General features: G+C 68.3%; 26 protein-coding genes and 1 tRNA gene. 12 read left to right on the top strand and 15 right to left on the bottom strand.

The features are described 5' to 3' along the window. Window position 1 precedes the first annotated feature (1 nt). A complete protein-coding gene (locus AC25YV_RS11685; protein WP_488124051.1) occupies window positions 2-1,027 on the bottom strand; it encodes a glycosyltransferase in 1,026 nt (341 codons plus the stop codon). Between the two features lie 110 nt (window positions 1,028-1,137). On the opposite strand from AC25YV_RS11685, the gene AC25YV_RS11690 reads away from it, so the two are divergent. Beyond that, complete coding sequence (locus AC25YV_RS11690; protein WP_488124011.1) at window positions 1,138-2,424, top strand: CDP-glycerol glycerophosphotransferase family protein; 1,287 nt, start codon at window positions 1,138-1,140, stop codon at window positions 2,422-2,424. Window positions 2,425-2,469: 45 nt separating this feature from the next. Here AC25YV_RS11690 and AC25YV_RS11695 read toward each other — a convergent pair whose 3' ends face one another. From AC25YV_RS11695 to AC25YV_RS11705, 3 genes are read right to left on the bottom strand one after another with little or no spacing between them, the layout of a single operon-like run. Next, complete coding sequence (locus tag AC25YV_RS11695) at window positions 2,470-2,649, bottom strand: hypothetical protein (RefSeq protein WP_488124012.1); 180 nt, start codon at window positions 2,647-2,649, stop codon at window positions 2,470-2,472. 12 nt (window positions 2,650-2,661) lie between these two features. Further along, the gene (locus tag AC25YV_RS11700) at window positions 2,662-3,615 is read right to left on the bottom strand and encodes a hypothetical protein (RefSeq protein WP_488124013.1); all 954 of its coding nucleotides are present in this window, start codon (window positions 3,613-3,615) and stop codon (window positions 2,662-2,664) included. A 40-nt stretch (window positions 3,616-3,655) separates the two neighbouring features. Further along, window positions 3,656-4,348, bottom strand: coding sequence for a phosphocholine cytidylyltransferase family protein (locus tag AC25YV_RS11705; RefSeq protein ID WP_488124014.1), 693 nt, complete (start codon window positions 4,346-4,348; stop codon window positions 3,656-3,658). A gap of 455 nt (window positions 4,349-4,803) precedes the next feature. Between AC25YV_RS11705 and AC25YV_RS11710 the strand changes: the two genes are divergently transcribed. The 3 genes from AC25YV_RS11710 (at window position 4,804) to AC25YV_RS11720 (ending at window position 8,092) form a co-directional block, all read left to right on the top strand. Then, window positions 4,804-6,219, top strand: coding sequence for an ATP-binding cassette domain-containing protein (locus AC25YV_RS11710; protein ID WP_488124052.1), 1,416 nt, complete (start codon window positions 4,804-4,806; stop codon window positions 6,217-6,219). Next, window positions 6,195-7,763 carry a hypothetical protein gene (locus AC25YV_RS11715; RefSeq protein WP_488124015.1) on the top strand — a complete coding sequence of 523 codons (1,569 nt, stop codon included), beginning with the start codon at window positions 6,195-6,197 and terminating at the stop codon, window positions 7,761-7,763. Before AC25YV_RS11710 ends, AC25YV_RS11715 begins: the two co-directional genes overlap by 25 nt. Window positions 7,764-7,825: 62 nt before the next feature. Next, on the top strand, window positions 7,826-8,092 hold the full coding sequence (locus AC25YV_RS11720) for a DUF3039 domain-containing protein (protein WP_488124016.1): 267 nt from the start codon (window positions 7,826-7,828) through the stop codon (window positions 8,090-8,092). On the opposite strand, the gene AC25YV_RS11725 is transcribed toward AC25YV_RS11720, so the two are convergent. Continuing rightward, window positions 8,071-9,399 carry a nicotinate phosphoribosyltransferase gene (locus tag AC25YV_RS11725; protein ID WP_488124017.1) on the bottom strand — a complete coding sequence of 443 codons (1,329 nt, stop codon included), beginning with the start codon at window positions 9,397-9,399 and terminating at the stop codon, window positions 8,071-8,073. The two genes, AC25YV_RS11720 and AC25YV_RS11725, sit on opposite strands and share 22 nt — an antisense overlap. A 47-nt stretch (window positions 9,400-9,446) precedes the next feature. Here AC25YV_RS11725 and murI point away from each other — a divergent pair, with 47 nt between their 5' ends. Genes murI through AC25YV_RS11745 form a run of 4 tightly spaced genes read left to right on the top strand, consistent with a single transcriptional unit; the run spans window position 9,447 to window position 12,653 of the window. Then, window positions 9,447-10,274 carry a glutamate racemase gene (gene murI, locus AC25YV_RS11730; RefSeq protein ID WP_488124018.1) on the top strand — a complete coding sequence of 276 codons (828 nt, stop codon included), beginning with the start codon at window positions 9,447-9,449 and terminating at the stop codon, window positions 10,272-10,274. A 51-nt stretch (window positions 10,275-10,325) separates the two neighbouring features. Next, complete coding sequence (rph, locus tag AC25YV_RS11735) at window positions 10,326-11,063, top strand: ribonuclease PH (RefSeq protein ID WP_488124019.1); 738 nt, start codon at window positions 10,326-10,328, stop codon at window positions 11,061-11,063. Next, entirely contained in the window at window positions 11,060-11,698 is a 639-nt protein-coding gene (locus tag AC25YV_RS11740; protein WP_488124020.1) for a non-canonical purine NTP pyrophosphatase, read from the top strand. The genes rph and AC25YV_RS11740 overlap by 4 nt, the downstream gene beginning before the upstream one ends. A gap of 46 nt (window positions 11,699-11,744) precedes the next feature. Then, on the top strand, window positions 11,745-12,653 hold the full coding sequence (locus AC25YV_RS11745) for a cation diffusion facilitator family transporter (protein ID WP_488124021.1): 909 nt from the start codon (window positions 11,745-11,747) through the stop codon (window positions 12,651-12,653). 6 nt (window positions 12,654-12,659) lie between these two features. On the opposite strand, the gene AC25YV_RS11750 is transcribed toward AC25YV_RS11745, so the two are convergent. Beyond that, complete coding sequence (locus tag AC25YV_RS11750; protein ID WP_488124022.1) at window positions 12,660-15,173, bottom strand: ATP-dependent DNA ligase; 2,514 nt, start codon at window positions 15,171-15,173, stop codon at window positions 12,660-12,662. Window positions 15,174-15,249: 76 nt separating this feature from the next. Between AC25YV_RS11750 and ku the strand changes: the two genes are divergently transcribed. After that, window positions 15,250-16,116, top strand: a complete 867-nt coding sequence (gene ku / locus AC25YV_RS11755) for a non-homologous end joining protein Ku (RefSeq protein ID WP_488124023.1) — start codon at window positions 15,250-15,252, stop codon at window positions 16,114-16,116. A 6-nt stretch (window positions 16,117-16,122) separates the two neighbouring features. Here the strand turns inward: ku and AC25YV_RS11760 are convergent, their stop codons facing one another. From AC25YV_RS11760 to AC25YV_RS11770, 3 genes are all read right to left on the bottom strand, one after another. After that, on the bottom strand, window positions 16,123-16,851 hold the full coding sequence (locus tag AC25YV_RS11760) for a DedA family protein (RefSeq protein WP_488124053.1): 729 nt from the start codon (window positions 16,849-16,851) through the stop codon (window positions 16,123-16,125). Window positions 16,852-16,942: 91 nt separating this feature from the next. Further along, window positions 16,943-17,024, bottom strand: a tRNA-Leu gene (locus AC25YV_RS11765). A gap of 58 nt (window positions 17,025-17,082) precedes the next feature. Then, window positions 17,083-17,292, bottom strand: a complete 210-nt coding sequence (locus AC25YV_RS11770) for a PLDc N-terminal domain-containing protein (RefSeq protein WP_488124024.1) — start codon at window positions 17,290-17,292, stop codon at window positions 17,083-17,085. 113 nt (window positions 17,293-17,405) lie between these two features. Here AC25YV_RS11770 and AC25YV_RS11775 point away from each other — a divergent pair, with 113 nt between their 5' ends. The 3 genes from AC25YV_RS11775 to AC25YV_RS11785 all read left to right on the top strand — a co-directional run bounded on the left by AC25YV_RS11775 (window position 17,406) and on the right by AC25YV_RS11785 (window position 18,857). Continuing rightward, a complete protein-coding gene (locus AC25YV_RS11775) occupies window positions 17,406-17,732 on the top strand; it encodes a hypothetical protein (RefSeq protein ID WP_488124025.1) in 327 nt (108 codons plus the stop codon). A 91-nt stretch (window positions 17,733-17,823) separates the two neighbouring features. Next, window positions 17,824-18,432: a DUF433 domain-containing protein gene (locus tag AC25YV_RS11780; protein ID WP_488124026.1), complete on the top strand. Its 609-nt coding sequence runs from the start codon at window positions 17,824-17,826 to the stop codon at window positions 18,430-18,432. Next, window positions 18,432-18,857: a PIN-like domain-containing protein gene (locus tag AC25YV_RS11785; protein ID WP_488124027.1), complete on the top strand. Its 426-nt coding sequence runs from the start codon at window positions 18,432-18,434 to the stop codon at window positions 18,855-18,857. Before AC25YV_RS11780 ends, AC25YV_RS11785 begins: the two co-directional genes overlap by 1 nt. A gap of 762 nt (window positions 18,858-19,619) precedes the next feature. On the opposite strand, the gene AC25YV_RS11790 is transcribed toward AC25YV_RS11785, so the two are convergent. From AC25YV_RS11790 to AC25YV_RS11815, 6 genes are all read right to left on the bottom strand, one after another. Next, the gene (locus AC25YV_RS11790; RefSeq protein WP_488124028.1) at window positions 19,620-20,357 is read right to left on the bottom strand and encodes a hypothetical protein; all 738 of its coding nucleotides are present in this window, start codon (window positions 20,355-20,357) and stop codon (window positions 19,620-19,622) included. After that, complete coding sequence (locus AC25YV_RS11795) at window positions 20,357-22,045, bottom strand: hypothetical protein (RefSeq protein ID WP_488124029.1); 1,689 nt, start codon at window positions 22,043-22,045, stop codon at window positions 20,357-20,359. Before AC25YV_RS11795 ends, AC25YV_RS11790 begins: the two co-directional genes overlap by 1 nt. Continuing rightward, window positions 22,042-22,398, bottom strand: a complete 357-nt coding sequence (locus AC25YV_RS11800) for a hypothetical protein (protein ID WP_488124030.1) — start codon at window positions 22,396-22,398, stop codon at window positions 22,042-22,044. Before AC25YV_RS11800 ends, AC25YV_RS11795 begins: the two co-directional genes overlap by 4 nt. Further along, entirely contained in the window at window positions 22,395-23,612 is a 1,218-nt protein-coding gene (locus tag AC25YV_RS11805; protein WP_488124031.1) for a hypothetical protein, read from the bottom strand. The genes AC25YV_RS11800 and AC25YV_RS11805 overlap by 4 nt, the downstream gene beginning before the upstream one ends. Before the next feature lie 2 nt (window positions 23,613-23,614). Further along, window positions 23,615-24,106, bottom strand: coding sequence for a hypothetical protein (locus AC25YV_RS11810; RefSeq protein WP_488124032.1), 492 nt, complete (start codon window positions 24,104-24,106; stop codon window positions 23,615-23,617). Window positions 24,107-24,108: 2 nt separating this feature from the next. Further along, window positions 24,109-24,538: hypothetical protein (locus AC25YV_RS11815; RefSeq protein ID WP_488124033.1), on the bottom strand; the 430-nt coding region annotated here is incomplete at its 5' end.

A 24,538-nucleotide genomic window follows, 5' to 3' on the forward strand; every position in this document is an offset into this window, starting at 1 on the left:
GCTACGGAAGCGGCGTGTTCCGGTCGCCCAGTCGCGACGTGTCGACGGTGTCGTTCGCACCGCGCAGGACTCCGCTGATGAACCCCGTGCCCCAGGACAGATGCATCGAGGGGAGCACCGCGAGAGTCCACACCTTGTCCCGCCAGCCCGTGCCGCCGCCCGGCCCGGCTGCGACGGCGATGACGAGGATCGCATACGCCACGAGGGGCAGATAGACGACGGATGCCAGGGCACCGACCCATCCGCTGAGCACGGTCGTCGCCTGCAGCACCCCGACGACGAGGGCGAGCGCGAGGGCGAGCACGAGCAGCGGGGGAGCGAAGAAGCGCAGGGAGTTGCCGCGCCCGAAGCGGCGCACGAGTTCGCCGCGCCACCTGCCGGTCGCATAGAACTGGCGGACGAGGCGCGACCAGCTCGCGCGCGGCCAGTACGTCACCGACAGGGACGGGTCGAACCACACCCGATACCCGGCGCGGCGGATGCGCAGGTTGAGTTCCCAGTCCTCGCCGCGGCGGATCGACTCGTCGAAGAGGCCGACTTCATCGAGCACGGCTCGGCGCATGACACCGAGGTAGGCGGATTCGGCCTCGCCGGCCTGGGCGCCGCCATGATAGGCGCCCCCACCCAGACCGATCGGCGAGTTGTAGGCCCGCGCGACGGCGCGCTGGAAGGGCGCTCGCCCGTCGGCGCGCATGACACCGCCGACGTTGGCGGCGCGCGTTCGGTCGAGCAGGGCCAGGGCGTTGCGGGTGTAGCCCGGTTCGAGTTCCGAGTGCGCGTCGACGCGGACGATCGTGGGGTACGAGCCGGCGCGGATGGCGAGGTTGAGCCCGACGGGGATATCAGCGGCGGGGTTCTCGATGATCACGATGCGGGGATCGCGGGCGGCGAGCTTGTGCGCCAGCTCGGTCGTGCCGTCGCTGGAGGGCCCCAGCGCCAGGACGATCTCGATCGGCTCGGTGACATCCTGAGCGAGCACCGTCTCGACGGCGCGCTCGAGGTAGTCGCGTTCGTTGAGCACCGGCATCACGAAGGTGACGCCTGATCCGGGCTCCACCGCGGGGGCATCCTTGCCTCGGCCGGTGGTCTCGTGCACTCATCGATCATGCCAGACGCGCCCGTAGGTACCCTGGAGGGGTGGGAGTTGTCTCGGATGTGAAGAAGGCCGTCGCGCTCATGCGCAAGGCGGTCACGAACCGCTCCGCCGCGATCGATGTGCGGCGTCGGCTGGCGGCTCGCCCGTCGCAGCCGAGGGATCATTTCCGCGTCGCGGTGTACTTCGCCGACGGCGAAGTGAACATGTACCAGATGCGGCAGTGGTACCGGCCGCTCGCTGAACTCGCGAAGATCTGGCCCGTTGTCGTGCTCAGTCGCGCCGCAACGGGGGCGCGGGCGCTCCTGGCCGACGAGGCTCTGCCGATCGCCTTCGTGCCGACCGTGCGCCACCTCGAGAGCTACCTCGCGACCCAGGACATCCGCATCGTTCTGTACGTCAACCAGAACACCCGCAACTTCCAGATGTTCCGGTACGGGCGCCGCTGGCACGTGTTCATCAACCATGGCGAGTCGGACAAGATGTACATGACGACGAACCAGTACAAGGCCTACGACTATGCGCTCGTGGCGGGGCAAGCCGCGAGGGAGCGCCTGTCACGCGTGCTGTGGGACTACGACATCGACGCCCGCACGATCGAGATCGGGCGCCCGCAAGCCGATCACTACTCCGGAGTCCTGCCGTACACGCCCGATGGACGAACGGTCGTGCTGTACGCGCCGACCTGGGAGGGCGACCGGCCCTCGGCACACTACGGGTCGATCCTGACGCACGGTGAAGCGCTCATCGACGCTCTGCTCAGCTCGGACGAACACCGGGTGATCTACCGTCCGCATCCCCGTTCGGGTGTCGTAGATGCCGCGTACGGGGCCGCCGACCGTCGGATCATCGGCGCGATCGCCGCAGCGAACGACCGCGACCCGGACGCGCACCACGTCTACGACGACGGCCCCGAACTCGGCTGGCAGCTCGCGGCGGCCGATGTCGCCGTGGTCGACATCTCGGCGATGGTCTACGACCGCCTCGCAGCCGACAAGCCGCTGCTCATCACGCGGCCCGTCGATCCCGCCGCCGTCATCGACACGCACGGCTATCTGTCAGCGTGCGAGTGGCTCACGGCTGCCGCCGCGCCGAACATCGTCGCAGAATCGGCGCGCGTGCTCGCCGACCCCGATGCCAGCGCCCGGCTCTCGCACTGGGCCAGACACTACTTCGGCGACACGGCGCCCGGCGCGGCGACGGCGAGGTTCCACGGTGCGATCCGTCGGCTCATGGGCGAGTGGGAGGCCTGGCACGCCCGGGCGCTCACGGACGGTGACGACTCGTCCGACTCCGACGAGGCCGAGCTCGACGACGAGATCACCGCCTGACGTTCGCTGAAGCCCTTGACCGCGCTCCCGGCCTCGACGCTCGGTTCAGGGTTCGGGTGTCGGGAGCGGGATCGACACCGAGGCGGTGGATTCGGGGGTGAGGCCCAGTACGTCGAGTGACGTCGACGTGTCGACGTGCGCCGCCGGCGGCTGTGTCTTCGCGGGCTCCGAGGGCAGCCCCGCCCAGTCGTTGGGCTCTTCGGGTCGTTGCTGGAACAGTCCCATGGTTGTCTCCGTTCAGTCGTCGCCGAGGTCGTCGGGGTGTGCGCCGGCTTCGACCTCGCCGGGCCGGCGGCGGGGCGCGACGGCGCGTCCGACCGTGCGGGCCGCACCGCCCACCGCCGAGGCGCCCTTCGAAACGCCGCCCGCGATCGCGCCACCGGCGCGGCGTGCCGCGCGTCCGGCCACGGTCTCGAGGCGTGCCGCTCCGGGGCGCGGCTCGAGCTCGGCCGGGAGCGTGACCGGGGGCATCCCGAACGCTCGTCGTGAGTTGACCAGCACGCGCCTGCCGAGGACGTTGTTGCCGGCACCGCCGACGACCGCCCCGACCCCGAAGGGGAGGGCCTTGCCGAGCCACGACGCGCCGCCGCGCGCGGCGAACTGCCGCACGAAGGCCGTCTTGAGTCGGTCGACGAGCGGACCGACCGCGGCGCGGGGCAGCGTCTTGGTGACGAGTTCACCCCAGTACCGGTCGCGCGCGACGCCTTTGCCCGTCGCCTGACCCGCCAGCTGGGCGATGAGGTCGGTGCCCTCCTTGCCGAGCATGAGAGCGAGCACGAGCGCCCGCGCGCGGTCGGGGTCCGACACGGGGATCCCGTGCACTTCGGCGACGGACTGCGCGAACAGCGTCGTCGCCTCGAGGAATCCGACTGTCTCGACGCCGCTCAACGCGAGCGTCACGCTCGTGCCGACCCCCGGGATCACGGCGGTCGCCCCCACGGCGGCGCCGCCGGTCGTCACGGCGCTGAGATAGCGGCGCTCGAGGATGCGGATGATCGCGTCGGTCGTCGCGTGCGGATACCGCAGGCGGACGCTGCGCAGATGCGCCAGCACCGCCGGGCGCTGGATCGCGAGCACCCGGTCGAGCATGCGCACGACACGCGGGTGCTCTTCGGATCCGACAGGCGGCAGCCCGCCTGCCCAGGGTGCGTCAGAGGGCAAGGAGTGGATGCGGTGCACCTTCTCGGCCATGACGCGATCCTAGGACTGCGACTCTGGGTTCCCGCTGAGATCAGACGAAGAGGTTCGCCCGCTCAAGATCTTCGGCGAAGTCGACCTCGACGGCGTACAGGTCCGAGATGTCCATCGGTTCGAGCAGCAGGCCGTCTTCGGCGATCGCGAGCTCGAGGCCGCGCTCGAAGTAGTCCTGGTCGTCGACGCGCGTGAGCTGGCGCATGAACGCCTTCTTGTCGGCGGCGGCGATGTAGTTGATGCCCACGGCCTCGCCGATGCCGCCCTTGACGGTCTTGGAGAGCTCATCGATGAACCCCTCGGCGGTGACGGTGTACTTGACCTCTTCGTCGCTGACCTTGGCGGTGTTGACCGTCACGAACGACTGATCGCGCTCGATGAACTCGATCGCGCGACCGAGGATGCGGGGGTCGAAGACGACGTCGCCGTTCATCCACAGCACGCCGGCGCGGCCCGTCTTGGCGAGGGCGCGCAGGAGGCTCTTCGACGTGTTCGTCTGGTCGTACCGGTCGTTGTAGACGTAGTCCGTCGCGGGGAAGGCTTCGACGATCGTCTCGGCGCGGTAGCCGACGACGGCCATGATGCGCGCGTCATCGCCGAACGCCGCCCTGATGTTGTCGTGCTGCTGCTGCATGATGCTGCGGCCGTCGCTGAGCTCGGTCAGCGGTTTGGGAAGACTGCGGCCGAGGCGTGAGCCCATGCCGGCGGCGAGGATAACGGTCTGAAGAGTCACGTGCTGCTCCTGGAGTGCGAGGTTCATCGACAGTTCGCCGACACGACACTCCCTCGTGCCGCGACAATGCTAGCGACGGTGGCTGGGAACGGGCAGGAAGCGTGACCGTCGTTGCAGATTCGTGATCCGTGAACAGTCTGAAACCTGATGACATCCATAGCGATCATGTCGCATCCGGTTGGTACCGTTGAACGGTGACAGCCTTCCTGCCGGTGCCACATGAGGCGCTTCCGGACGAGCCGGAAGACACTGACACGCACGAAAGCGGAGGGCGCATCGTCGAGTTTTCGAAGGCACGAACGCCGTGGGCGGATAACGAGGCTTCGGCCACGCCTGAGAAACGAGCTCCGCGCACTGCGCGCGCCTCTGCCGTGAAGGCCGCGACGGCCGATCCTGGGCCTCCGCCGCCGTTGCCGCCCGAGTTCGCCGACGTCGCGGTGCCGCCGAAACCCGAGGTGCCCGCCGCGTTGGCGGCGGCTGCGCCTCCTCCGGCGCCTCCGGTGCCTCCCGTACCTCCGAAGCCGGACGTCGCCCCTGATGTCGCTGCGGCGGCATTCGAAGCACCGTCGACCGCGTCAAAGCAATCCGCGGCCGTCGTGATCCACGAGGTCGAGGAGTCTGACACCGACTCCGCTGTCCAGGACGCGCCGCTCGACGACGACCACGCCGAGACGGCGGAAGTCGATGCCGAGTTCGTCGCGTCGGTGACCGAACTCGACCCCGAGCCGGTACCCGAAGCGGTGCACGAGCCTCTCCCCGAGGTGGACCCCGAGCCTTTTGCCGAAGTCGAGCCGGAGGTCGTCGTCGAGCCTGAGCCTGAGCTTCTGGTCGACCCGGCGCCCGAGCCCCAACCGCTCGTCGCGTCCGAGCCCGAGCCCGAGCCGCTCGGCGCGGCCGAGTCGGAGCCGGAGCTTTTCGTCGAGCCCGCGCCCGAGCCTCTCGCCGACACCGACACCTCCGCAGCGCCGATCGACACCGAGCCCGCATCTGCCCAAGACGATGCCGAGACGCTTTTCGCCGATCTCGACGAGCCGGACGAACGCGTCGACGACGGGGATTCCCTCGCAGCCGTCTTCGCCGCAGCCCACGCCGAGCTCGCGGCAGACGACGACTCCGCGGCACTCAGCCTGCGCGGCGTCTCGAAGAGCTTCGGAGACACACGCGCCGTCGAAGAGATCGACCTCACGGTTCCTGCGGGCACGTTCTACGGCCTCGTCGGGCCGAACGGTGCGGGTAAGACGACGACCCTCTCGATGATCGCGGGCCTGCTCACCCCGGATCGGGGTGTCGTCCGCGTCGCCGGCGTGGACGCGGCATCCGATCCTCTTGCCGCGAAGCGGCTCATGGGTGTGCTGCCCGACCGGCTGCGCACGTTCGACCGGTTGACCGGGCGGCAGTTGCTTTACTACTACGGCGTGCTGCGCGGCCTTCCGCGGGATGTCGTCGAGAGTCGCACGGCCGACCTCGCGAGGGCCTTCGATCTCACCGGCGCACTCGGTCGCGTCGTGAGCGACTACTCCGCGGGCATGCTCAAGAAGGTCATGCTGGCGGGCGCCATGATCCACTCGCCGCGCGTGCTCGTGCTCGACGAGCCGTTCGAGGCCGTCGACCCTGTGTCCAGCGCTGTCATCCTCGAGATTCTGTCGGCCTACGTGGCGCACGGGGGCACGGTCATCCTGTCCAGCCACGGCATGGAATTCGTCGAGCGCGTCTGTACGCGCGTCGCCGTCATCGTGTCGGGGCAGGTCCTGGCTGAAGGCACCGTCGACGAGGTGCGCGGCGAACTCACGCTCGAACAGCGCTTCATCGAACTGGCCGGTGGCCTGAGCGACGTGGAGGGCCTCGAGTGGCTGCACACGTTCTCCGGCTGAGGCTCGCGCTTCTCTTCGGCGCGCTGCGGGGGAGCACGGGGCACGCGACCCGCGTCGCCGTCGCGCTGATCCTGCTCGCCGCGGCAACGTTCGCCGCCTGCGGCGCGCTCGTCTCGATGACCGACGCGGCACCCGATGCCCTGTTCGCCGTCACGGTGCTCGGGGGCTCAGCGCTCACCCTCGGCTTCGCGCTCACACCCGTCATCGGCGGCGTCGATGACCCGCTCGATCCACGCCGCTTCGCACTGATGTCGCTCGCGCCCGGCAAGCTTGCCGCCGTGCTCACTCTCGCCGGGTTCGTGAGCGTCCCCGTTCTCGCGCTGACCGCTGTCGCGGTGACATCTGCCGTCGTCTGGGGCGAGCACGGGTCGCCTCTCGTCGCGGGAATCGCCGCCGCCGTCCTCGGAGTCACGACGTGCGTCCTGACGGCACGGGTCTTCATGGGGCTGACCTCGCTGTTCCTCCGCGAGCGACGGACACGCGAGATGACCGGACTCTTCGTGCTTCTCGTGGTCGTCGTGGTCGTGCCCGCAGCGGTCTTCCTCGGTTCGCTCGAATGGAACGGCACTGTGCCCGCCGCGCTCGCCGATGCCGTCGACATCCTCGCCGTGATGCCGCTCGGTGCTGCGTGGGCGATCCCGGGCCGCGTCGCAGCCGACGACGATGTGTGGCCCACCCTCGCGGTGGCGCTGCTCACCCTCATCGCGCTCGCTGCGGCTTGGCGCTGGATCGTCGGTCGCCTGCTCACGACGACCGAGCGGCCGCTGTCGGTGCGCGAGCGCACGGGCCTCGGCTGGTTCGCCGTGGCCCCCGGTACGCCCGGCGGAGCGATCGCGGCGCGCAGCCTGCTGTACTGGTCCCGCGATCGCCGCTACCTCATGAACATGATCGTGATCCCGTTCGCCGCCGTCGTGACGGTTGTGCCGCTGCTGGTGGCCGGCGTGCCGCTCGAGATCGCCGTGTTCGTGCCGGTGCTGTTCGCCGCGCTCTTCCTCGGCTGGCTGCCGCATAACGACATCGCGTACGACTCGACCGCTGTATGGATGCACGTCGCGAGTGGTGTGCGCGGGTGGTCTGACCGGCTGGGGCGGATCGTCCCCGTGCTGCTCATCGGCGTGCCGCTGCTCGCCGTGGCCGTCCCGGTCGCGGTTGCGCTGAACGGCGACCCGACGCTGCTTCCCGCCCTCGCGGGGGTCTCCGCGTCGCTCTTCTTCTCGGCGCTCGGCCTGTCGAGCGTCGCATCCGTGCTGGCCCCCTACGCGGTGTCGCGCCCAGGAGAGAGCCCGTTCCAGCAGCCGCAACGAACCAGTGCCGCCGGCGCCATCTCGCAGACGGCGGTCATGGTTGGCGCGATCGCGTGCTCGATTCCCGCCCTGAGATGGTGCTGGCAGGCGATGAACGGCGCCGAATCGAGCATCATGCCCGCGCTCTGGAGCGGGCTGGGCATCGGCATCGGTGTGTTCGTGATCGGCACGGTCGTCGGCGCGGTTCTGTTCGAACACCGGGGCGGCCGCGTCATGGAGTTCGCCGAATCAACCGGATGACCGGTGTCGCAGCGTCCGCGAAGCGCGCCCATGACGTGGACGCGCGGATAGAATGACGAACCATGAGCACTCCTCTCGACAGCCCTGACCAGGGCGGGCTGGCCACCCTCGACCGCGAACTCGAAGAGCTCATCCGCGAGGAGTCGATCGAACCGGGAGACCACGAGCGTTTCTCGCACTATGTCAAGAAGGACAAGATCCTCGAGTCGGCGATCACCGGCAAGCCCGTGCGCGCGCTGTGCGGCAAGAAGTGGACTCCGGGGCGCGACCCCGAGAAGTTTCCCGTCTGCCCCACCTGCAAAGAGATCTACGCGTCGCTCAACAAGTAGACCGTCGGGATCGCGGGGTCTGACCGGCTGAGCGCGAGTGCGCGAACGGGCAGTTCTTCGCGCACGCGTGCGTGGTGGCGGCGGGCGGCCTGAACGCCCTGTGGCCCCTCGAAGCCTGAGTCGATCTCGCCGCCTTCGACCAGGCTCACCTGCAGCGGCCGCGCGTCGGGGTGCTCCGCGGACGTATCCAGGGGCTCGAACCCGTCTGACACCGCGATGACCTCGTCTGTCGCGGTGCCTTCGTCGAGTCGGCGGAAAGCCGCCTTGCGACCGCCCGTCGACACCTTGTCGGCGGACGCCTTCGCGACCGGGACCCACCCGCCCGCGGCATCCTGCCGAGCGACGAGCTTGTAGACCATGCCCGCCGTGGGCACGCCCGATCCGGTGACCACCGATGTACCGACACCGTACGAGTCCACCGGTGAGGCGGCCAGCGACGCGATGGCGAACTCGTCGAGATCGCTCGTGACGGTGATCGTCGTACCGGTCGCGCCGAGCTCATCGAGCTGCGCGCGTACGTCGGCGGCGACGATGGGCAGGTCGCCCGAGTCCAGCCGCACGCCGCCGAGGCCCGTGCCGGCGACGCGGATCGCCGTCTCGACACCGCGGCGGATGTCGTACGTGTCGACGAGCAACGTCGTCTCGACGCCGAGTGCGTCGATCTGAGACCGGAACGAGTCTTCTTCGGTGTCGTGCAGGAGCGTCCACGAATGGGCTGCGGTGCCCATCGTCGGGATGCCCCACGTTCGGCCCGCCTCGAGATTCGACGTCGCCGTGAAGCCTGCGATGTAGGCGGCCCGAGCCGCAGCGATCGCCGAGGCCTCGCCCGCGCGGCGCGAGCCCATCTCGGCGAGCGGGCGGTCTCCCGCGGCGATGCTCATGCGCGCGGCCGCCGTCGCGACGGCGGAGTCGTGGTTCATGACGCTGAGGGCGAGGGTCTCGAGCACGACGGCCTCGGCGAAGGTGCCCTCGAACGTGAGGATGGGGGAGCCGGGGAAGTACAGCTCGCCCTCGCGGTAGCCCGTGATCGAGCCGGTGAACCGGTACTCGGCGAGGTAGTCGATCGTCGCGGGGCCCACGACGCGTTCGTCGCGCAGGAAGCGCAGCTCGTCGTCGCCGAAGCGGAAGTCGCGGAGGAGACTCAGGAGGCGCCCTGTGCCGGCCACGACGCCGAAGCGGCGCCCGCCCGACAACCGGCGTCCGAACAGTTCGAAGACGCAGCGGCGCTCGGCCGTGCCGTCGCGCAGTGCGGCGTCGAGCATCGTCAGCTCGTACCGGTCGGTGTACAGGGCGCTGGAGGCGTGCATGCCGGTCAGCCTAGTGAGCCGCGCGTGCTGGCGTAGGCTGGGGCATCGTGAATGACGCGCCGATCGGGATCTTCGACTCCGGAGTAGGCGGGCTCACGGTCGCGAGGGCTGTGTCGGCGCTCCTGCCGCGCGAATCGATCCTCTATGTGGGCGACACGGCGCGCTCGCCCTATGGTCCCAAGCCGATCGCCGACGTGCGGCGGTACTCGCTCGAGGTGCTGGACACGCTCGTCGAGCAGGGTGTGAAGATGCTCGTCATCGCGTGCAACACCGCATCGGCGGCTATGTTGCGCGACGCGCGCGAGCGCTACGACGTGCCCGTCGTCGAAGTGATCGGCCCCGCTGTGCGCACCGCCATGTCGACGAGCCGCAACGGCCGCATCGGCGTCATCGGCACCGTCGGCACGATCGGTTCGCGCGCCTACCAGGACATGCTCGAGGTCAACGAGCGCCTCACGGTCTTCGCGCAGGCGTGCCCCCGCTTCGTCGACTTCGTCGAAGCCGGTGTCACCGATTCCCCCGACGTGCTCGCCGTCGCTGAGGAGTACCTCGCACCGCTGCGGCACGCCGGCGTCGACACGCTCGTGCTGGGCTGCACCCACTACCCGTTCCTCGAGGGCGCCATCAGCTACGTCATGGGCGAGGGCGTGAGCCTCGTCTCGAGCGACACCGAGACGGCGAAAGACGTCTACCGCCAGCTCGTGTCGCGCTCGTTGCTCGCGGGTCCGGATGCCACGCCGCGGCACACGTACGAAGCGACCGGTGCGTCCGCCGATGAGTTCCTCCGCCTCGCGCACCGCCTGATGGGCCGCGAAGTGCGTGAGGTGCAGCTGGTGCACACCGGCGCGATCGACCTTCCCCGACAGACCCCCTGACCCCAGACCGTGCAGCCCCATCCGGGACCGCACACCCGAGAGGAACCCCGCATGACCGAGATCGTCCGCGCCGACGGCCGCACCCCCGAGCAGCTGCGACCCATCACGATCGAGCGCGGGTGGAGCGCGCACGCCGAGGGCTCGGCGCTCATCTCGTTCGGAGGCACGAAGGTGCTCTGCACGGCGTCGTTCACGAACGGCGTGCCTCGCTGGCTGACCGGCAAGGGCAAGGGCTGGGTCACCGCGGAGTACGCGATGCTCCCGCGCGCCACGAACTCGCGCAACGACCGCGAGAGCATCAAGGGCCGCGTCGGCGGACGCACGCACGAGATCTCCCGCCTCATCGGACGTGCACTGCGCTCAGTCGTGGACACGAAGGCGCTCGGTGAGAACACGATCGTCATCGACTGCGACGTGCTGCAGGCCGACGGCGGCACCCGCACGGCCGCGATCACAGGCGCGTACGTCGCGCTCGCCGACGCGATCGAGTGGGGCCGCGAGAAGAAGTTCATCGCGCAGAAGGCCACGCCGCTGTTCGACTCGGTCGCCGCCGTCTCGGTCGGCATCATCGACGGCGAGCCGATGCTCGATCTCGCCTACGTCGAAGACGTGCGCGCGGGCACCGACATGAACGTCGTCGTGACCGGCCGCGGACTCTTCGTCGAGGTCCAGGGCACCGCCGAGGGGGCGCCGTTCGACAAGCGCGAACTCGACGCCATGCTCGAGCTCGGACTCGCCGGGTGCGGCGATCTGCGCGACATCCAGACCGCGGCGCTCGCTGCCTCATGAGCGGCCGGGTCGTCCTCGCGACGCACAATCCGCACAAGGTCGCGGAGTTCCAGGCGATCGTCGCGGCGACGCGCCCCGACCTCGAGGTCGTCGGCTACGACGGCCCCGAGCCGGTCGAGGACGGCGTGACGTTCGCCGAGAACGCGCTCATCAAGGCGCGCGCCGCGGCGGCTCACACGGGGCTGCCGGCGCTCGCCGATGACTCAGGGGTGTGCGTCGACGTGCTGGGCGGGTCGCCGGGGGTCTTCTCGGCATACTGGGCCGGCCACGCGAAGGACGCCGTCGCGAACCGCGAGCTGCTCCTGGATCAGCTCGCCGACATCGCCGATCCGCACCGCACGGCGAGCTTCGTCTCGACGATCGCGCTCGTGGATCCCGCCACGGGAAGCGAAGACGTCGTCGAAGGCGTGTGGCCGGGACGCATCGCGCGCGAGGCGCGCGGCGAGGGCGGCTTCGGCTACGACCCCGTCTTCGTGCCCGATGAGCAGCCCGATGACGACCGCGCTGCCGGCGAACAGCCCGACGGCGCGTCCGCGGATCGTTCGGTCGCCGAGTGGACGGCCGAGCAGAAGAACGCCGCGTCGCACCGCGCGCGGGCCTTCCGGGCGCTCGTTCCCCTCCTCGAACGGCTGTGACCGGGCCGATGCCCGCCGCCGGGTGAACCCGGCCTAGCCTGGACACATGCACGATCACGCGCCGAGCGGCATCCGGGGCGCAGGCAACCGCCGCCTGCTCGCGATCTCGCTCGCGATCACGTCTGTCGTCATGGTCGCCCAGGTCATCGGTGCCGTGCTCACCGGCTCCCTCGCGCTCCTCGCCGACGCCGCGCACATGTTCACGGATGCTGCCGCACTGCTGATCGCCCTCGTCGCGAGCATCGTCGCCGCCCGGCCCGCTGACGATCGGCGCACGTTCGGCTATCAGCGCGCCGAGGTGTTCGGTGCGCTCATCAACGGCGTGATCCTCATCGTGCTGTCGGTCTGGGTCGCGGTCGAGGGCATCCGGCGTCTCGTCGACCCGGGCGAGGTCGAGATCCGCGGCGGTCTCATGCTGGTCGTCGCGGTCATCGGTCTCGTGGCGAACACCGTCGCCCTGTGGCTGCTCAGCTCGGCGCAGAGGCGCAGCATCAACGTGCGCGGCGCATATCTCGAAGTGCTCGGCGACCTGATCGGGTCGGCCGCCGTCATCATCGCCGCCATCGTCATCATCGTGACGGGATGGGCCGCCGCCGACGCGATCGCGTCTCTCTTCATCGCGGCCCTCATCGTGCCGCGCGCCGTGGCGCTCCTGCGCGAGGTGGCCTCGGTGCTGTCGGAGTCGACGCCCCGCGGCATGCAGGTCGCCGAGATCCGCGCGCACCTGATGAGCAAAGAGGGCGTCGTCGACGTTCACGACGTGCACGTGTGGCAGCTCACGCGCGGAGCTCCGGTCTTCAGCGCGCACGTCGTCGTCGACGAGGCGGCCTTCCGCGACGGCACGGGGGCGCTGCTCGGCGCGCTGCAGGACTGCCTCGCCCAGCACTTCGACGTCGAGCACTCGACGTTCCAGCTCGAGCCTGCCGGGCACACCGAGCACGACGCGCACGCGTGAGGGGCCTCAGTCCTCGCGACGCACGTCCGTGGGGGATTTGTCGGGCCGCAGCCCTCGCCACCGCGGATGGCGCAGGATCCCCCCCGGCGTGAACTCTCCGTACTCGACCTCACCGACGAGTTCGGGGCGCACCCAGAGGGCATCGCGTGCGTCGGCCGCGGGAACGCCGGTGAGCGGGTTGTCGTCGGTGCGCATCGGGGTGAGTGTTCGCAGCAGATGCGCGAGCGCGGCGTCGCTGAACCCCGTGCCGACGCGCCCCGCGTACTGCAGACCCTCATCGCCGGGGATGCCGAGCAGCAGCGACCCGAACGTGCCGCTGCGGCCGCCCTTGCCGGGGCGGATGCCGGCGATCACGACCTCCTGCGTGCGGGTGAGCTTCACCTTGAGCCATGATTCCGAGCGGATGCCGCGTCGATAGGTCGACGCCGGATCCTTCACGACGATGCCCTCCAGGCGCAGAGTCTCACTCGTCTCGAGCGCCGCGTCGACGTCGTCGAAGACCGGCGGGACGGTGATCGCGCTGATCGCATCCGCGGCGAGCTCTTCGAGGATGCGACGGCGCTCGGTCAGAGGGAGCCCCGTCACATCGCGCCCTTCGTGCACGAGCACGTCGAAGAGGTAGTACCGCACGGCGATGCGGCGGGCTTCGCGGGCGATGTCACCGGGTCGCTCGAGGTTCATCCGGCTCTGCAGCAGCGGAAAGCTCGGCCGGCCGTCCGGTTCGAGGGCGACGAGCTCGCCGTCGACGATCGTCCGGGAACCGCCGAGACCCGCGTCGACGGCGGTGAGTTCGGGGTATCGGGGTGTCATGTCGTTGCCGCTGCGCGCGACGAGGCGCAGTCGGGCGTCGTCCCACACGCCCACGGCGCGGATGCCGTCCCACTTCATCTCGACCCACGCGCCCCAGCGCGCCGCGGCGGCGCGGACGATGCCGGGGGTCGCGGGCGCGGAGTGCATGGGGTGCAGGTCCTGCGCCGCGGGGGGCCAATCCGCGTCGGTGTCAGGCGGGTCATCCGCCTGCTCCTTCTCAACCGCCGGACCACCGGGCATCCGCGGCGGCTTGTCCTCATCGCCCTGGCGGGAGGGTGAGACGGGGGTGCCGTCGGGCTGCGGCCGGCCCGAGGCATCCGTCTTCATGCGGTGCAGCAGCCAGCTCGACTTCTCACCCTCGCCCTCGGTGCGGATGAGCGCGAGACGCACGCGCCCGAGCGGGCCGCCCGGGCGGCCCTCGAGAGTGGCGATGATCTCGTCGTCGCGCCACTTCTCGAGCTCGTAGCGGCCCTCATCCCAGATCGTGACGGTGCCTCCGCCGTACTCGCCGGAGGGGATCGTGCCCTCGAACGACCCGTAGCTGAGGGGATGGTCCTCGGTCATGATCGCGAGGCTGTTGCGCCGGTACGAGTGCGGCACGCCGCGGGGCACGGCCCAGCTCACGAGCACGCCGTCGCGTTCGAGACGGAAATCCCAGTGCAGGCGCGACGCGTGGTGCTCTTGGATGACGAAGGCGGGGGTGTCGGTGTCGGGCGTCTCACCCAGCGGATTGGCGGGAACCGGTTCGGGGGTTCGTCCTGCCGTGCGCTTGGAGATGTACGCCGAGAGAGGACCGTGCTCGGCCTCGCGCGCGCCGGCGTGGAACCCCAGGGCATCCATCGGGTCGCCGATGCGGTCCATCCGCTCGAGCACATCGTCGAAGGTCAGGTGACGAAGGTCGGGGTCGTCGATCTCTTCCCACGTGCGCGGCGCCGCCACGGTGGGGTGCGCGCGGCCACGCAGCGAGTAGGGGGCGATCGTCGTCTTGGCGCCGTTGTTCTGGCTCCAGTCGATGAGCACCCTGCCCGCGCGCTCGGCCTTCTTCATGCTGCTCACAACGAGGTCGGGCTGGTCGGCTTCGATCGCGCGCGCGAGTTCGCGGGCAAGCGCCGAGGCCGCCTCTGTGGACTGTCCCGGGGGGAGTGCCGCGTACAGGTGGATGCCTTTGCTGCCGCTGGTGACGGGGTACGGCTCGAGTCCCATATCGGTGAGGATGCCCCGCGCCCAGCCCGCGACGACGGCGCATTCGGCAAGGCCCACGCCCGGTCCGGGATCGAGGTCGAGCACGAGCCGGTCGGCATCGCCCCGGCTGCCGTCGGGGGAGAACCGCCACTGCGGCACGTGCAGTTCGAGGCTCGCGACCTGGGCGAGGTAGACGAGCGTGGGCACGTCGCCGATGAGCGGATAGTCCTTGGCGCCGCCCGAGTGCTCGATCGGCCGCCTTGCGATCCACGACGGAGCACCGGGCTCGAGGTCCTTCGCGAAGAATACGGGCTCGGGATGCTCGTCGGTGCCGACGCCCTCGACCCACCGCTTGCGGGTCACGGGGCGCCCCACGACGTGGGGGATCAGCAGCGGTGCGATGCGCGTGTAGTAGTCGATCACTTCGCCCTTGGTCGTGCCCGTCTCGGGGTACATGACCTTGTCGAGGTTCGTCACGCGCAGACGGCGGCCGTCGATCCGCACGAGCTCACCGGCAGATTTCGCCATGCGCCCATCCTGCCGTGCCTGTCAAGGGGAACCGTGAGGCTGGCGATGAGAGGTGTGACGGGTGTCTACTGGTGGGATGAGAGCGATCTGGAAGGGTGCGCTGACGTTCGGTCTCGTGAACGTGCCGGTCAAGGTGTATTCCGCGACCGAGGATCACGACGTGTCGCTGCATCAGGTGCACAACAAGGACGGCGGGCGGATCCGCTACCAGCGCGTCTGCGAGATCGACGGTGAGGTCGTGCCGTACCAGGACATCGACAAGGCCTTCGACGACGGTGAGAAGACGGTCGTGCTCACGAAAGAGGACATCGCCTCGCTCCCTGCCGAGCGCAGCCGTGAGATCGACGTCGTCGAGTTCGTGCCGAGCGACCAGGTCGATCCGATCCTGTTCGATCGCGCCTACTACCTCGAACCGGATTCGGCGTCGCCGAAGGCCTATGTGCTGCTACGTCGCACGCTCGAGCAGACCGAGCGCACGGCGATCGTGCAGTTCTCGCTGCGGCAGAAGACCCGCCTCGCGGCGCTGCGCGTGCGCGGCGATGTGCTCGTGCTCCAGACGCTGCTGTGGGCCGACGAAGTGCGCGAGGCCGCGTTCCCGTCGCTCGATGAGAGCGTGCGCATCTCGGCGAAGGAGCTCGAGCTCTCGGCATCCCTCGTCGACAGCTTCGCGAGCGACTTCGCGCCCGAGGACTTCACCGATGACTATCAGCGCGAACTGCGCACGCTCATCGAAGCGAAGCTCGACAAGGGTGACGCGCTCGACACGGCCGAGACCTTCGGTGAGAGCGAAGAGGCCGACGCCGGCGGTGAGGTCATCGACCTCATGGATGCGCTGCGGGCGAGCGTCGAGCGGTCGCGCGCGGCGCGCGGCGCGGCGAAGACCACGGCGACCAGTGTGAAGAAGCCCGCGAAGAAGACGGGCGCCAAGAAGAAGGCGTCGTGAGGCGGGTCAAGCCCGCGAGTCGCCCTCGGCTGCCTCGTTGAAGACCTCGGGGTCGAGCGCGAGCGCTTCGGCTTCTTCAGCATCCGTCACGGTGTCGCTGCCCTCGGCGGCTTCTTTGCGGACCTTCCGGCGCTCCGCGAAGAAGTGCCAGACGACGAAGATCACCGTGCCGGCGACCGCGACGAGCAAGATGACATCGATGTACTCGGCGACGAAATCGCCGACGCCGGGGATGTAGCCGATCCCGTAGCCGAGCATCGTGAGGCCGAAGCCCCAGATGAGGGCGCCGATGAAGTTGTAGAGCGAGTAGCGCCGCCACGGCATGTGGCCGACGCCGGCCGCGACGGGGGCGAAGGTGCGCACGATCGGCACGAAGCGGGCGAGGATGACCGTGAGCCCGCCGTACTTCTCGAAGAACGCGTTTGTACGCTCGACGTTGCGACGGCTGAAGATGCCCGACTCTTTGCGTTCGAACACCGCCGGGCCGCCCTTGTGGCCGATGAAGTAGCCGACCTCTCCGCCGACGAACGCCGAGAGACCGATCAAAAGCGCGACGATCCAGGCGCTGATGCCGAAGACGCCGTTCTCTGCGCCGGGGATCGGGTGGGACAGCAGCCCGGCCATGATCAGCAGGGTGTCGCCGGGCAGCAGGAAGCCGACGAGAAGACCGGTCTCGGCGAACACGATGAAGCACACGACGAGGAGCGCCCATGGGCCCGCTGCGGCGATGATCATCGCAGGGTCGAGCCATGGAATCAGGGAGAGGTGCTGCACGAGGGGTCCCGTCGGGGTCGATCGTTCGCGGTCTGAAGGGCATGGGAATTCGTGCGGAAGGTGGGATTCGAACCCACACGCCCTGAAGCACAGGAACCTAAATCCTGCGTGTCTACCAGTTTCACCACTCCCGCGAGCCTCACAAGTCTACTGAGGAGGGCCTACGTCGCACGGGGTGCTGGCCCCCGGATGTCAGTGCTTGATGCCGAAGAGGAAGTACGTCGCCGGGCCGATCCAGTTCACGAGGATCACGGGGATCCAGGCGGGCTTCTGCCCTCTCACCTCGCGCTTGTCGCGGTGGCTGAGGTCCCAGAACGCGAGGAACGCGAAGGTCACCTGAAGGATGGCGAGCACCCCGATCGCGCCGCGCGCGGGGAGGGGGAGGTTCTTCTTCACGGACATGGGGTTCCTTTCCCTGGCTGGATCCATCCTGCCTGCCCCACGCTGTCTTCACCAGAACCCCGCTCTGTGGACAACTTCGCGGTGCCTCTGTGGTGGCTTGCGAGGATGCTCCGATGAGTTCCGCCGCCGCCTCCGTCTTCGCCCGTGGCCGGGCCGTTGCCGCCACCGTCGTGGCCGAGCGCGTGCGCGAGCGGCTGCGGCGCGAGCAGAGCGATCCGACGCGCGATCCCGAGCATGCCGGGCGTGTCGCGCGCGATGAGGTGCGCCGTCACAACGATTTCGCGCTGGCCCGCGGGCTCGTGCCCGTCGATGACGAGGCGGCGTGTGTGCGCGAGGTGCTCGCCGCCGTCGCGGGGTACGGGCCGTTGCAGGCATACATCGACGATCCGACGGTCGAGGAGCTGTGGGTGAATGCTCCCGACCGCATCTTGTCAATATGACCAGTGCCCGATCTCGCGATCCCCTTCAGTCCCGCGCGCAGGAGGGCGAGATGGATATGATTCGCCTCATGACATGGGGGGAGGTGGGGCGATGGCTTTTCCGCTTCAGTTGACCAGCAAACTAACGGGGGCGACGCCCTCTCAGTTGCGACGATGGGCTCGCGAAGACCTTTTAACACCAGGCGTCAAACGTCACCGACCGATGCTCTACTCGTATCAGGACCTGCTGGCGTTGCGTTCGATGGTCTTCCTCCGCGCGCGCACGTCCTCACAGCGGCTAAGGAAAGCCTGGGGGAACCTCCCGGTCGTTCACCTAACCGACCATCCGGGCCAATACTCATTCGGAACGGACGGTAACGCGATCTTCGTCGCGGGGCCAGACGGCCCACTTGATCTGCTGAAGCACCCTGGGCATACCATCGTGCAGTACACCTTCGAGCAACTCTTCGAGGAGTTCGAAGACTTTCGCGGGCGGCCTGTAGTGCCATTCCGCAATCCTGCGCGGCACCTCTCCGTTCATCCCGAGACGTTAGGCGGCTGGCCTACGATTTCCGGCACAAGGGTTGCGTTCGATTCAGTCGCTAAGCTCGTCGACTTCAAGACCGTGTTTCCAGAGGACGTCAAAGACTTCTACCCCCGTGTCTCGCGATCTGCTGCGCTCGACGCCCTGGCGTTCAACGATGAGGTTAGGGTCGCCTAGTGTCGATCGAGCGCCCTCGGATCTACATCGATGAGAACCTGCCTCACCAGCTCGCGGGCTCGCTTCATCGTGCTTACCGTCGCCTCGTCTTCCGTTCCCACAGGGACGAGAAGCTCTCGGGCGTGTACGATTTGCCGCTCTTTGAGGAGCTTGCCGCCCGCCGGTTTGACGTGATCGTGACGAAGGACTTCGCGCAGACTATTAATGCCGCGGAGCGTGCAGGCCTACGGTCTGCGTCGCTCCATTGGGTCGGCATGAGGGAGCCAGAAGACGCCCGCGGCCTCGGCTTCTACAGCGCGATCCTGTCAGCGCTCGCGGCGAGCGTGCCGGCCGTTGTTGGGTCAATGACAGAGCCGCCTACGGCTTATTTCGTGGAATGCAACGATCTCAAGTGGTCGGCGCCAACCCGATCGGAGCGGCTCTAGCCGTTCCCTCGCCGTGCTTCGTCTGAGTTGTACGCGTTCGCTGCTCCCGCTATAGCGGGTGCCGAGATATCCCGAGAGGGCGAGCATCGCGGAGTCGATCGGTGACGAGTCCTTGAGCCCGCGCGCTAGGCCCGCGACGACGTTGACGCCGTAGGTGGCGAAGAGTCGCGACCGCATCTTCGCAATAGGACTTGTCGTTAAACACCCGTGACTGGCTCTCGCAGGAGCAGTAGCGCCGCCGCGCCCTGCTCGTCTTCGGGTAGGTGAGCAATGCCTTCCAGGATCGCGCGCCGGTATGCGTTCACAGCGCCGAGGACGACGACTTGCAGGTCTTCCGCGAGTCCCATGAACCGGAGCCTACTAGTGCCCCGTGCGGTGAACGGGAGAGCGGGCCGGACGCCCTGTCCGGCCCGCTCGAAGGTATCGAAGGGAACCAAAGTTGCTAGCTCGGCTGCTAGCCGCCTACGGCTTCAAACTCCTGCTCTACTGTTTCCCACAGGAGGATGCCGCACAAGCGGCATCCGGTTCCAACCACTGCCCGGTGCTCCTCGTTGTTTGGGCAGGCTATGAGCGACTCAATGACTTCGGAATTCCCGAACATCGTGCGTCCTTCGATTTGGCGGACTTGTTTGCGATGTGGGGATTCCTTGGAAGCATGCTATGGAGGGGTGCCGACATCGGAGTGATCCGACACGCCGTGAAGCGCCTTACCGGCCTACGCTGGTTTTAGGGTGTATGCGGCTTGAGTGGTCAGGTGAGAGTTCAGGCCGCCTCGAGCGTCGCGACCCGCGCGTGGAGTTGCGCCACCTGTGCGAGCAAGAGCTGGATGAAGTCGATCGACTCGATGCGTTCCGGGTCTCCGTACCGGACCACGAACCGGGCCGTGTCGGGGTGTTCGGCGAGTTCCTCGGCGATGTAGCCGATGACGGGCTTGCCGTCGCCGCCGATCATCTCGAACTCGCGCAGTGGCGTCACGAAGAGGTCGCCGAGATCGGGTGCGTCTGTGATGCCCTCCTTGTAGCGCGCCGAGGATGCACCACGGCTGATGCGGCCGTCGCCGTTGATGTAGGCGACGACGTATCCGGATGCCGCGGCGAAAGAGTTGGGCAAATAGATCTGACCGCCGACCGTGCCGCCGTTGAACGAAGGCGGGGTGATGCTCGCGATCGCACTATCCACATAGGTCTTGTTCGCCGCGTCGGCGGCTTCGAGCGGGGACGACACCGTGATGCGCGTATTGCCCTTGAACCTCACGAGCTTTCCGCCCGACACGGTGCCGGGAGCCGCCGCGTCGTCGTTGCCCAACGCGCCGAGCGCAGCGCGAGCGCCCGCCGCGTTGGTTGCGCCGGTGCCGCCCTTAGCGATCGGCGTGACGTTGGCCGTGCGCTGTGCGAGGTAGTCGCGGGTTCGGTTGATCTCCTCTGCGCCGTCTCGCACGAGATCCGTGGACGGGTCGAGGATGTCCATTCCTGCGGCGAGGGCGTCGTCTCCGGTAGGCATCAGAGGTCACTCCATTCAGTGAGGTCGTCCCAGGTGACGGGTCCAGCGTCGTCCCAGGTCAGCGCGCCAGAGCCGAGCACCCACGCGAGTTCGGGGGTGTCGGTGGTGCGCAGGGTCGCGGTCATACGGTCGGTGTCGAGGTCGTACTCGATGCGCTCGGTTCGGCCCGTCTGCGTGGGGGTGTTCTCGAGCACGACGGTGGCCGCCTGCTCGGCATTCGCGCGCCAGTCGGCAACGGCGATAGCCGTCACCTCGCGCCCACGCCCTTGGGCGCGCCTGACGGCGTACTCACTGAAGCCCGGACCCGGGTAAGCGGTGGTCTTCTCGAACGTGCGTAGCCGTGTGTGCGGCGTATTCAGCGCGTAGGCATCGGCGCGTGTCTGCTCTTCGCCTTGCGGTGTCCGCCATGTGTAGGTCGTCACCGCGGCGTCGTACCAGAGTCCGCTGTCGCGGCTGATTGTGTCGGAACCGTCGATGAGGTTGACCGCGTGACGGATGCTCAGCGAGCCGGCGGCGGCATAATTCTCGTCGCGAAGCGTCCAACGGCGCTGCTCGTCGCACACGAGGCGGAAGCCCGCGACCTGGAGGAGAGGGTGCAGGAAGTCGAGGGCCGACTGCCCTGCTTTCCACGTGAAGGAATCCGGATCAGGCGAGTCGACTAGAGGCTTGCGAATGCTGCTCGAGGTGTCGGGCGCCGTGGGGTCCGCCCACTCGTATGCGTATACGTCGGTGTTTGCGGAGTAGCCGGAGAAGAAGGGAACACGCCAGGAACCTTCGTAGAACATCGGCACGCGGGCAAGGTGCGTGGTGACCGTCGTGTTGCCCGCGGTGGAGAGGATTGGGTACGCGTATTCGGCACCGACCGGTGCAGTGGCGATGACGTAGAGCCGTTGGTAGTCCGGGGAGCGCACGAACTCGGGACCGTAGGAGTTTCCTACGACAGTGGCGGAGCCGTTGTTGCGCCACTGGATGATGGCGCGGCCCGTTCGTCCGACCGCGCTGGCTGACCAATCGACTTCGAACACATACCGTCTGCCAGGAGTGACGCGGAACGCAGTGAGGGAGGGCGCCACGATGAGATTCGATGCTGCGGCCGTTGTCGTCCAGCGCACGTGCGTTGGAGGGCCTCCGTTCAGGGTCGGGGGATTGGCGCCGCCGCCGTTCTGGAATCCGAGCGTGGTGCCGACCACACGCGGGTTAGGGTGCATGTTGGTCACTGGCCAGTAGGGCGTCATGTCCGCGTCGATGGCGGGGGACGGCTCGAGGGTAGCGCCGGGGATTGCCTTGCCGAGCACATAGGCCACGACATCTCGAAGTGAGGCCGCCAGGTCGAATGCCCCGGTGTCGTCAGCGAGCGGGGCGAAGTCGGCGAGAAGTGCCTCGTCACTTGCCAGCGACAGGGACAGCGCGCCCTCCGAGTGCTGGACGTCGCGATCCCGCAGCCCCAGATCGAACTCTCGATGAGTGCTGAAGCTCGGATAGATGCCGTCTACCTCGATGCGGATGCGGGCATCCTCGCGGGGATCGAGGCGCGTGAGGGCCGCGGGGTCGGGCATGGAGATTGTGAGCTGTGCCTGAACATGCGGTGCCGCGCCCGCGTCAAGCGCGATTCGGCCACCGACCACGGATAGCGCGATGTCGGGGGAGCCGAGGAGGTGCGCCGCGTAGACGTGTGTAGAGACCGTCATTCGATCTCCTGGTAGTCGGCAGTGATGCGCCAGAATGCGAGGGTCTCAGTGTCTTGCGTGCGCGTGACGCGACCGGAAACGACGTAGGTCATATCGAGTTCGGGGCGATCGGCGCTGATGAGAGTGAATGTCCCGCCGCTTCGGTGTAGGTCGCGTGCTGCCAGGGCGGCGGCGGCGTCATCGAACACCAGGGAGAGCGTCCCGGTGGGGAGCGCAGCCGGCCGCAACGTGACATCGGGGTTGGCGCGGCCGAGGATCGGGTGAACGATGTTGCCGCCCTCGGAAGAGTCCTGCCAGACCTCGACGGCGTGCGGCGCGATGGTCTCGTCGCCTTGAGTGATGATGGTGCTCATTCCCAGCTCACCCCGCCTCTCGGGTTCGCGCCCGGTCGCGCGATGACAGAGGCGCGCTTGGGCAGAGGGCGGTAGTTGTCCCACGCGCTCGAGTCGACATCGACCTTGACCTTCGTCCTGACCTCGCTCGGCACGCTGTACAACTTCTTCTCGATTGCGTCGACGTCGCTCGTAGCCTGGCCGGTCTCCGCGTCGATGTAGATGACCGTGCCGTCAGGCAGCTCGGTCACCGTGTCGCCGAACTCATCGACCTTGGTCGTCGCGCCGGCGGTGTTCGCGGCGAGGTCGCGGAGGAAGTAGCTGTACGTGTCGGCCTGGGCGGCGCCCTGCTCCATCGCTCCGTTGATCTCATCCAGGCGCTGCTTGCCCTTGGCGTATTCCTGCTCCAGCACCGTGAGAGAGGCCAGCACACCGCCGTTCGCCTGAGCGACCTCCTGTGCCAGTTTCGCGTCCTCGGCGGCGGCGTCCTTCTTGCGGCGGAGCGCCTGCGTGACCTCATCGAGCGCGGACGCCGACCCGGACATCGCTGCGAGTGCGGTGGATTCGCTGACGCCCCAGATCTTTGCGTTCTCGGCCACCTCGTCGTAGGAGTCCGCGAGGATCTGCTGGCCCTTTGCGATCGTGGTGGCGGTGGACAGGACGCGCGAGCCTTCTTCGATGAACGTGTCGGCCCAGTCCTGTGCCTTCTCCTTCAGGCGCTCCTGGGCTTCGCCGGCCTGATCGAGTGCGCCGATGAGGAGGCCGAGGCCAGCGGCACCGGCCGCGGTGGCGACGAGGCCGGGGATGCCGCCGAGTGCCCCTGATCCGGCCAGGCCGCCGAGGGTGTCCTGCGCGATCTGAGGGAGGTCTTCGAGGTCGCCGCGGAAGGATGAGAACGTCTCGCCGAGGTTCTGGCGAAGCTCGCCGCCGACCTCGGTTCCGGTGTCGCCGAGCTTGCGAAATCCGCGCTGCCCTTCGTCGCCCACGTCGCGCGCTGCGTATCCGAGCTTGTCGAGTTCCTTGCGCGTGGCGTTCAGTTCGCGGTCGAGGTCTTCGGTGGCGTCCTGCGCCTTCTTCATGTCCCGGTCGATGTCGCGGCCGGCGTCGACCTTGCCGAGGGCTTCGAGCGCCTTCTCGGCGTCCTCGATCGGGTCGATGAGGCCCTTCTGAATGCTCTTCTCGACGCCGCCGGTATCGACGGCGACCGGGATCTCGATATCGCCCTTGCGTGCCACGGTCAGACCCCCTCGATGGCTTCGTGAATCGTGCGCCGTGCGGTCTGTACCCAGAGGCTCGCGAACCGGGAGATCGAGTCGCTTGCGGCCGGGTAGACGACGGAGCCGCCGCGGTACGGTGGGCCGAAGGTCGCGCCGAGGCGTCGGGTGTAGGTGGTGCCCAGGCGGCTGCGTGACGTGATGACCTTGCCGGCGCCGCCGCCGAACTCAGCGGCGCCGGTCATGCGGTCAGCGGACTTCCCGCCTTTGAACGTCAGCCCGCCCGAGCGGAGGAGCACATTGCGTGAGGTGACGCCGACGCGGGCGGTCCCGACAAGGGCGCGCTGCTTGAGCCGCGTCATTGCGCGCCCCCGGGTCTCCTCGGCCCAGATGGGCTGGGCCGCGCTCTTCGTGTGCGTGCTGATCTGCTTGCGTACGTCCGGACCAACGGCCCGGAGTGAGCGCGCGAGCGCTTGCAGAGGGCTGTCGATCAGGAGCGAGATGCCCCCGGCCATGGTCAGGCGGTCGTCGTAGGGGTGGGGCGCGACGAGGGCAGCGTGACCTGCGAGACTCCGACCTGCTTGGTCGCCCCACCGATGTTCGGCGCCACGAGCGTGACGGTCGAGGCCCAGGTGACGGGTCCGTCCACGATGACCATCTCGACCTGCTCGCCTTCGTCATCGAGCATCTTGCGGGCGAGGCCGGTGGTCGTGAAGTCCTGGAAGACGCTGAGCTGGAGATCCCAGCCCGATTCGCCGGCGAACTTGCGGACGGTGCCGCCCACGTCAGTGACCTCGGAGGTCGTGGAGGTCGGGACGTACTCGAAGCCCTGAATGTGGCTCGTGTACTGATCTGATCCGACGGTGACCGTCGCAGTGATCAGGCGCAGGTTTGCGGGAATCGGGACTGCCCCGAGTTTGGTTGACGTCTGATCTGTGAGGATTCGT

This window comes from Microbacterium sp. Y832 (assembly GCF_057669765.1).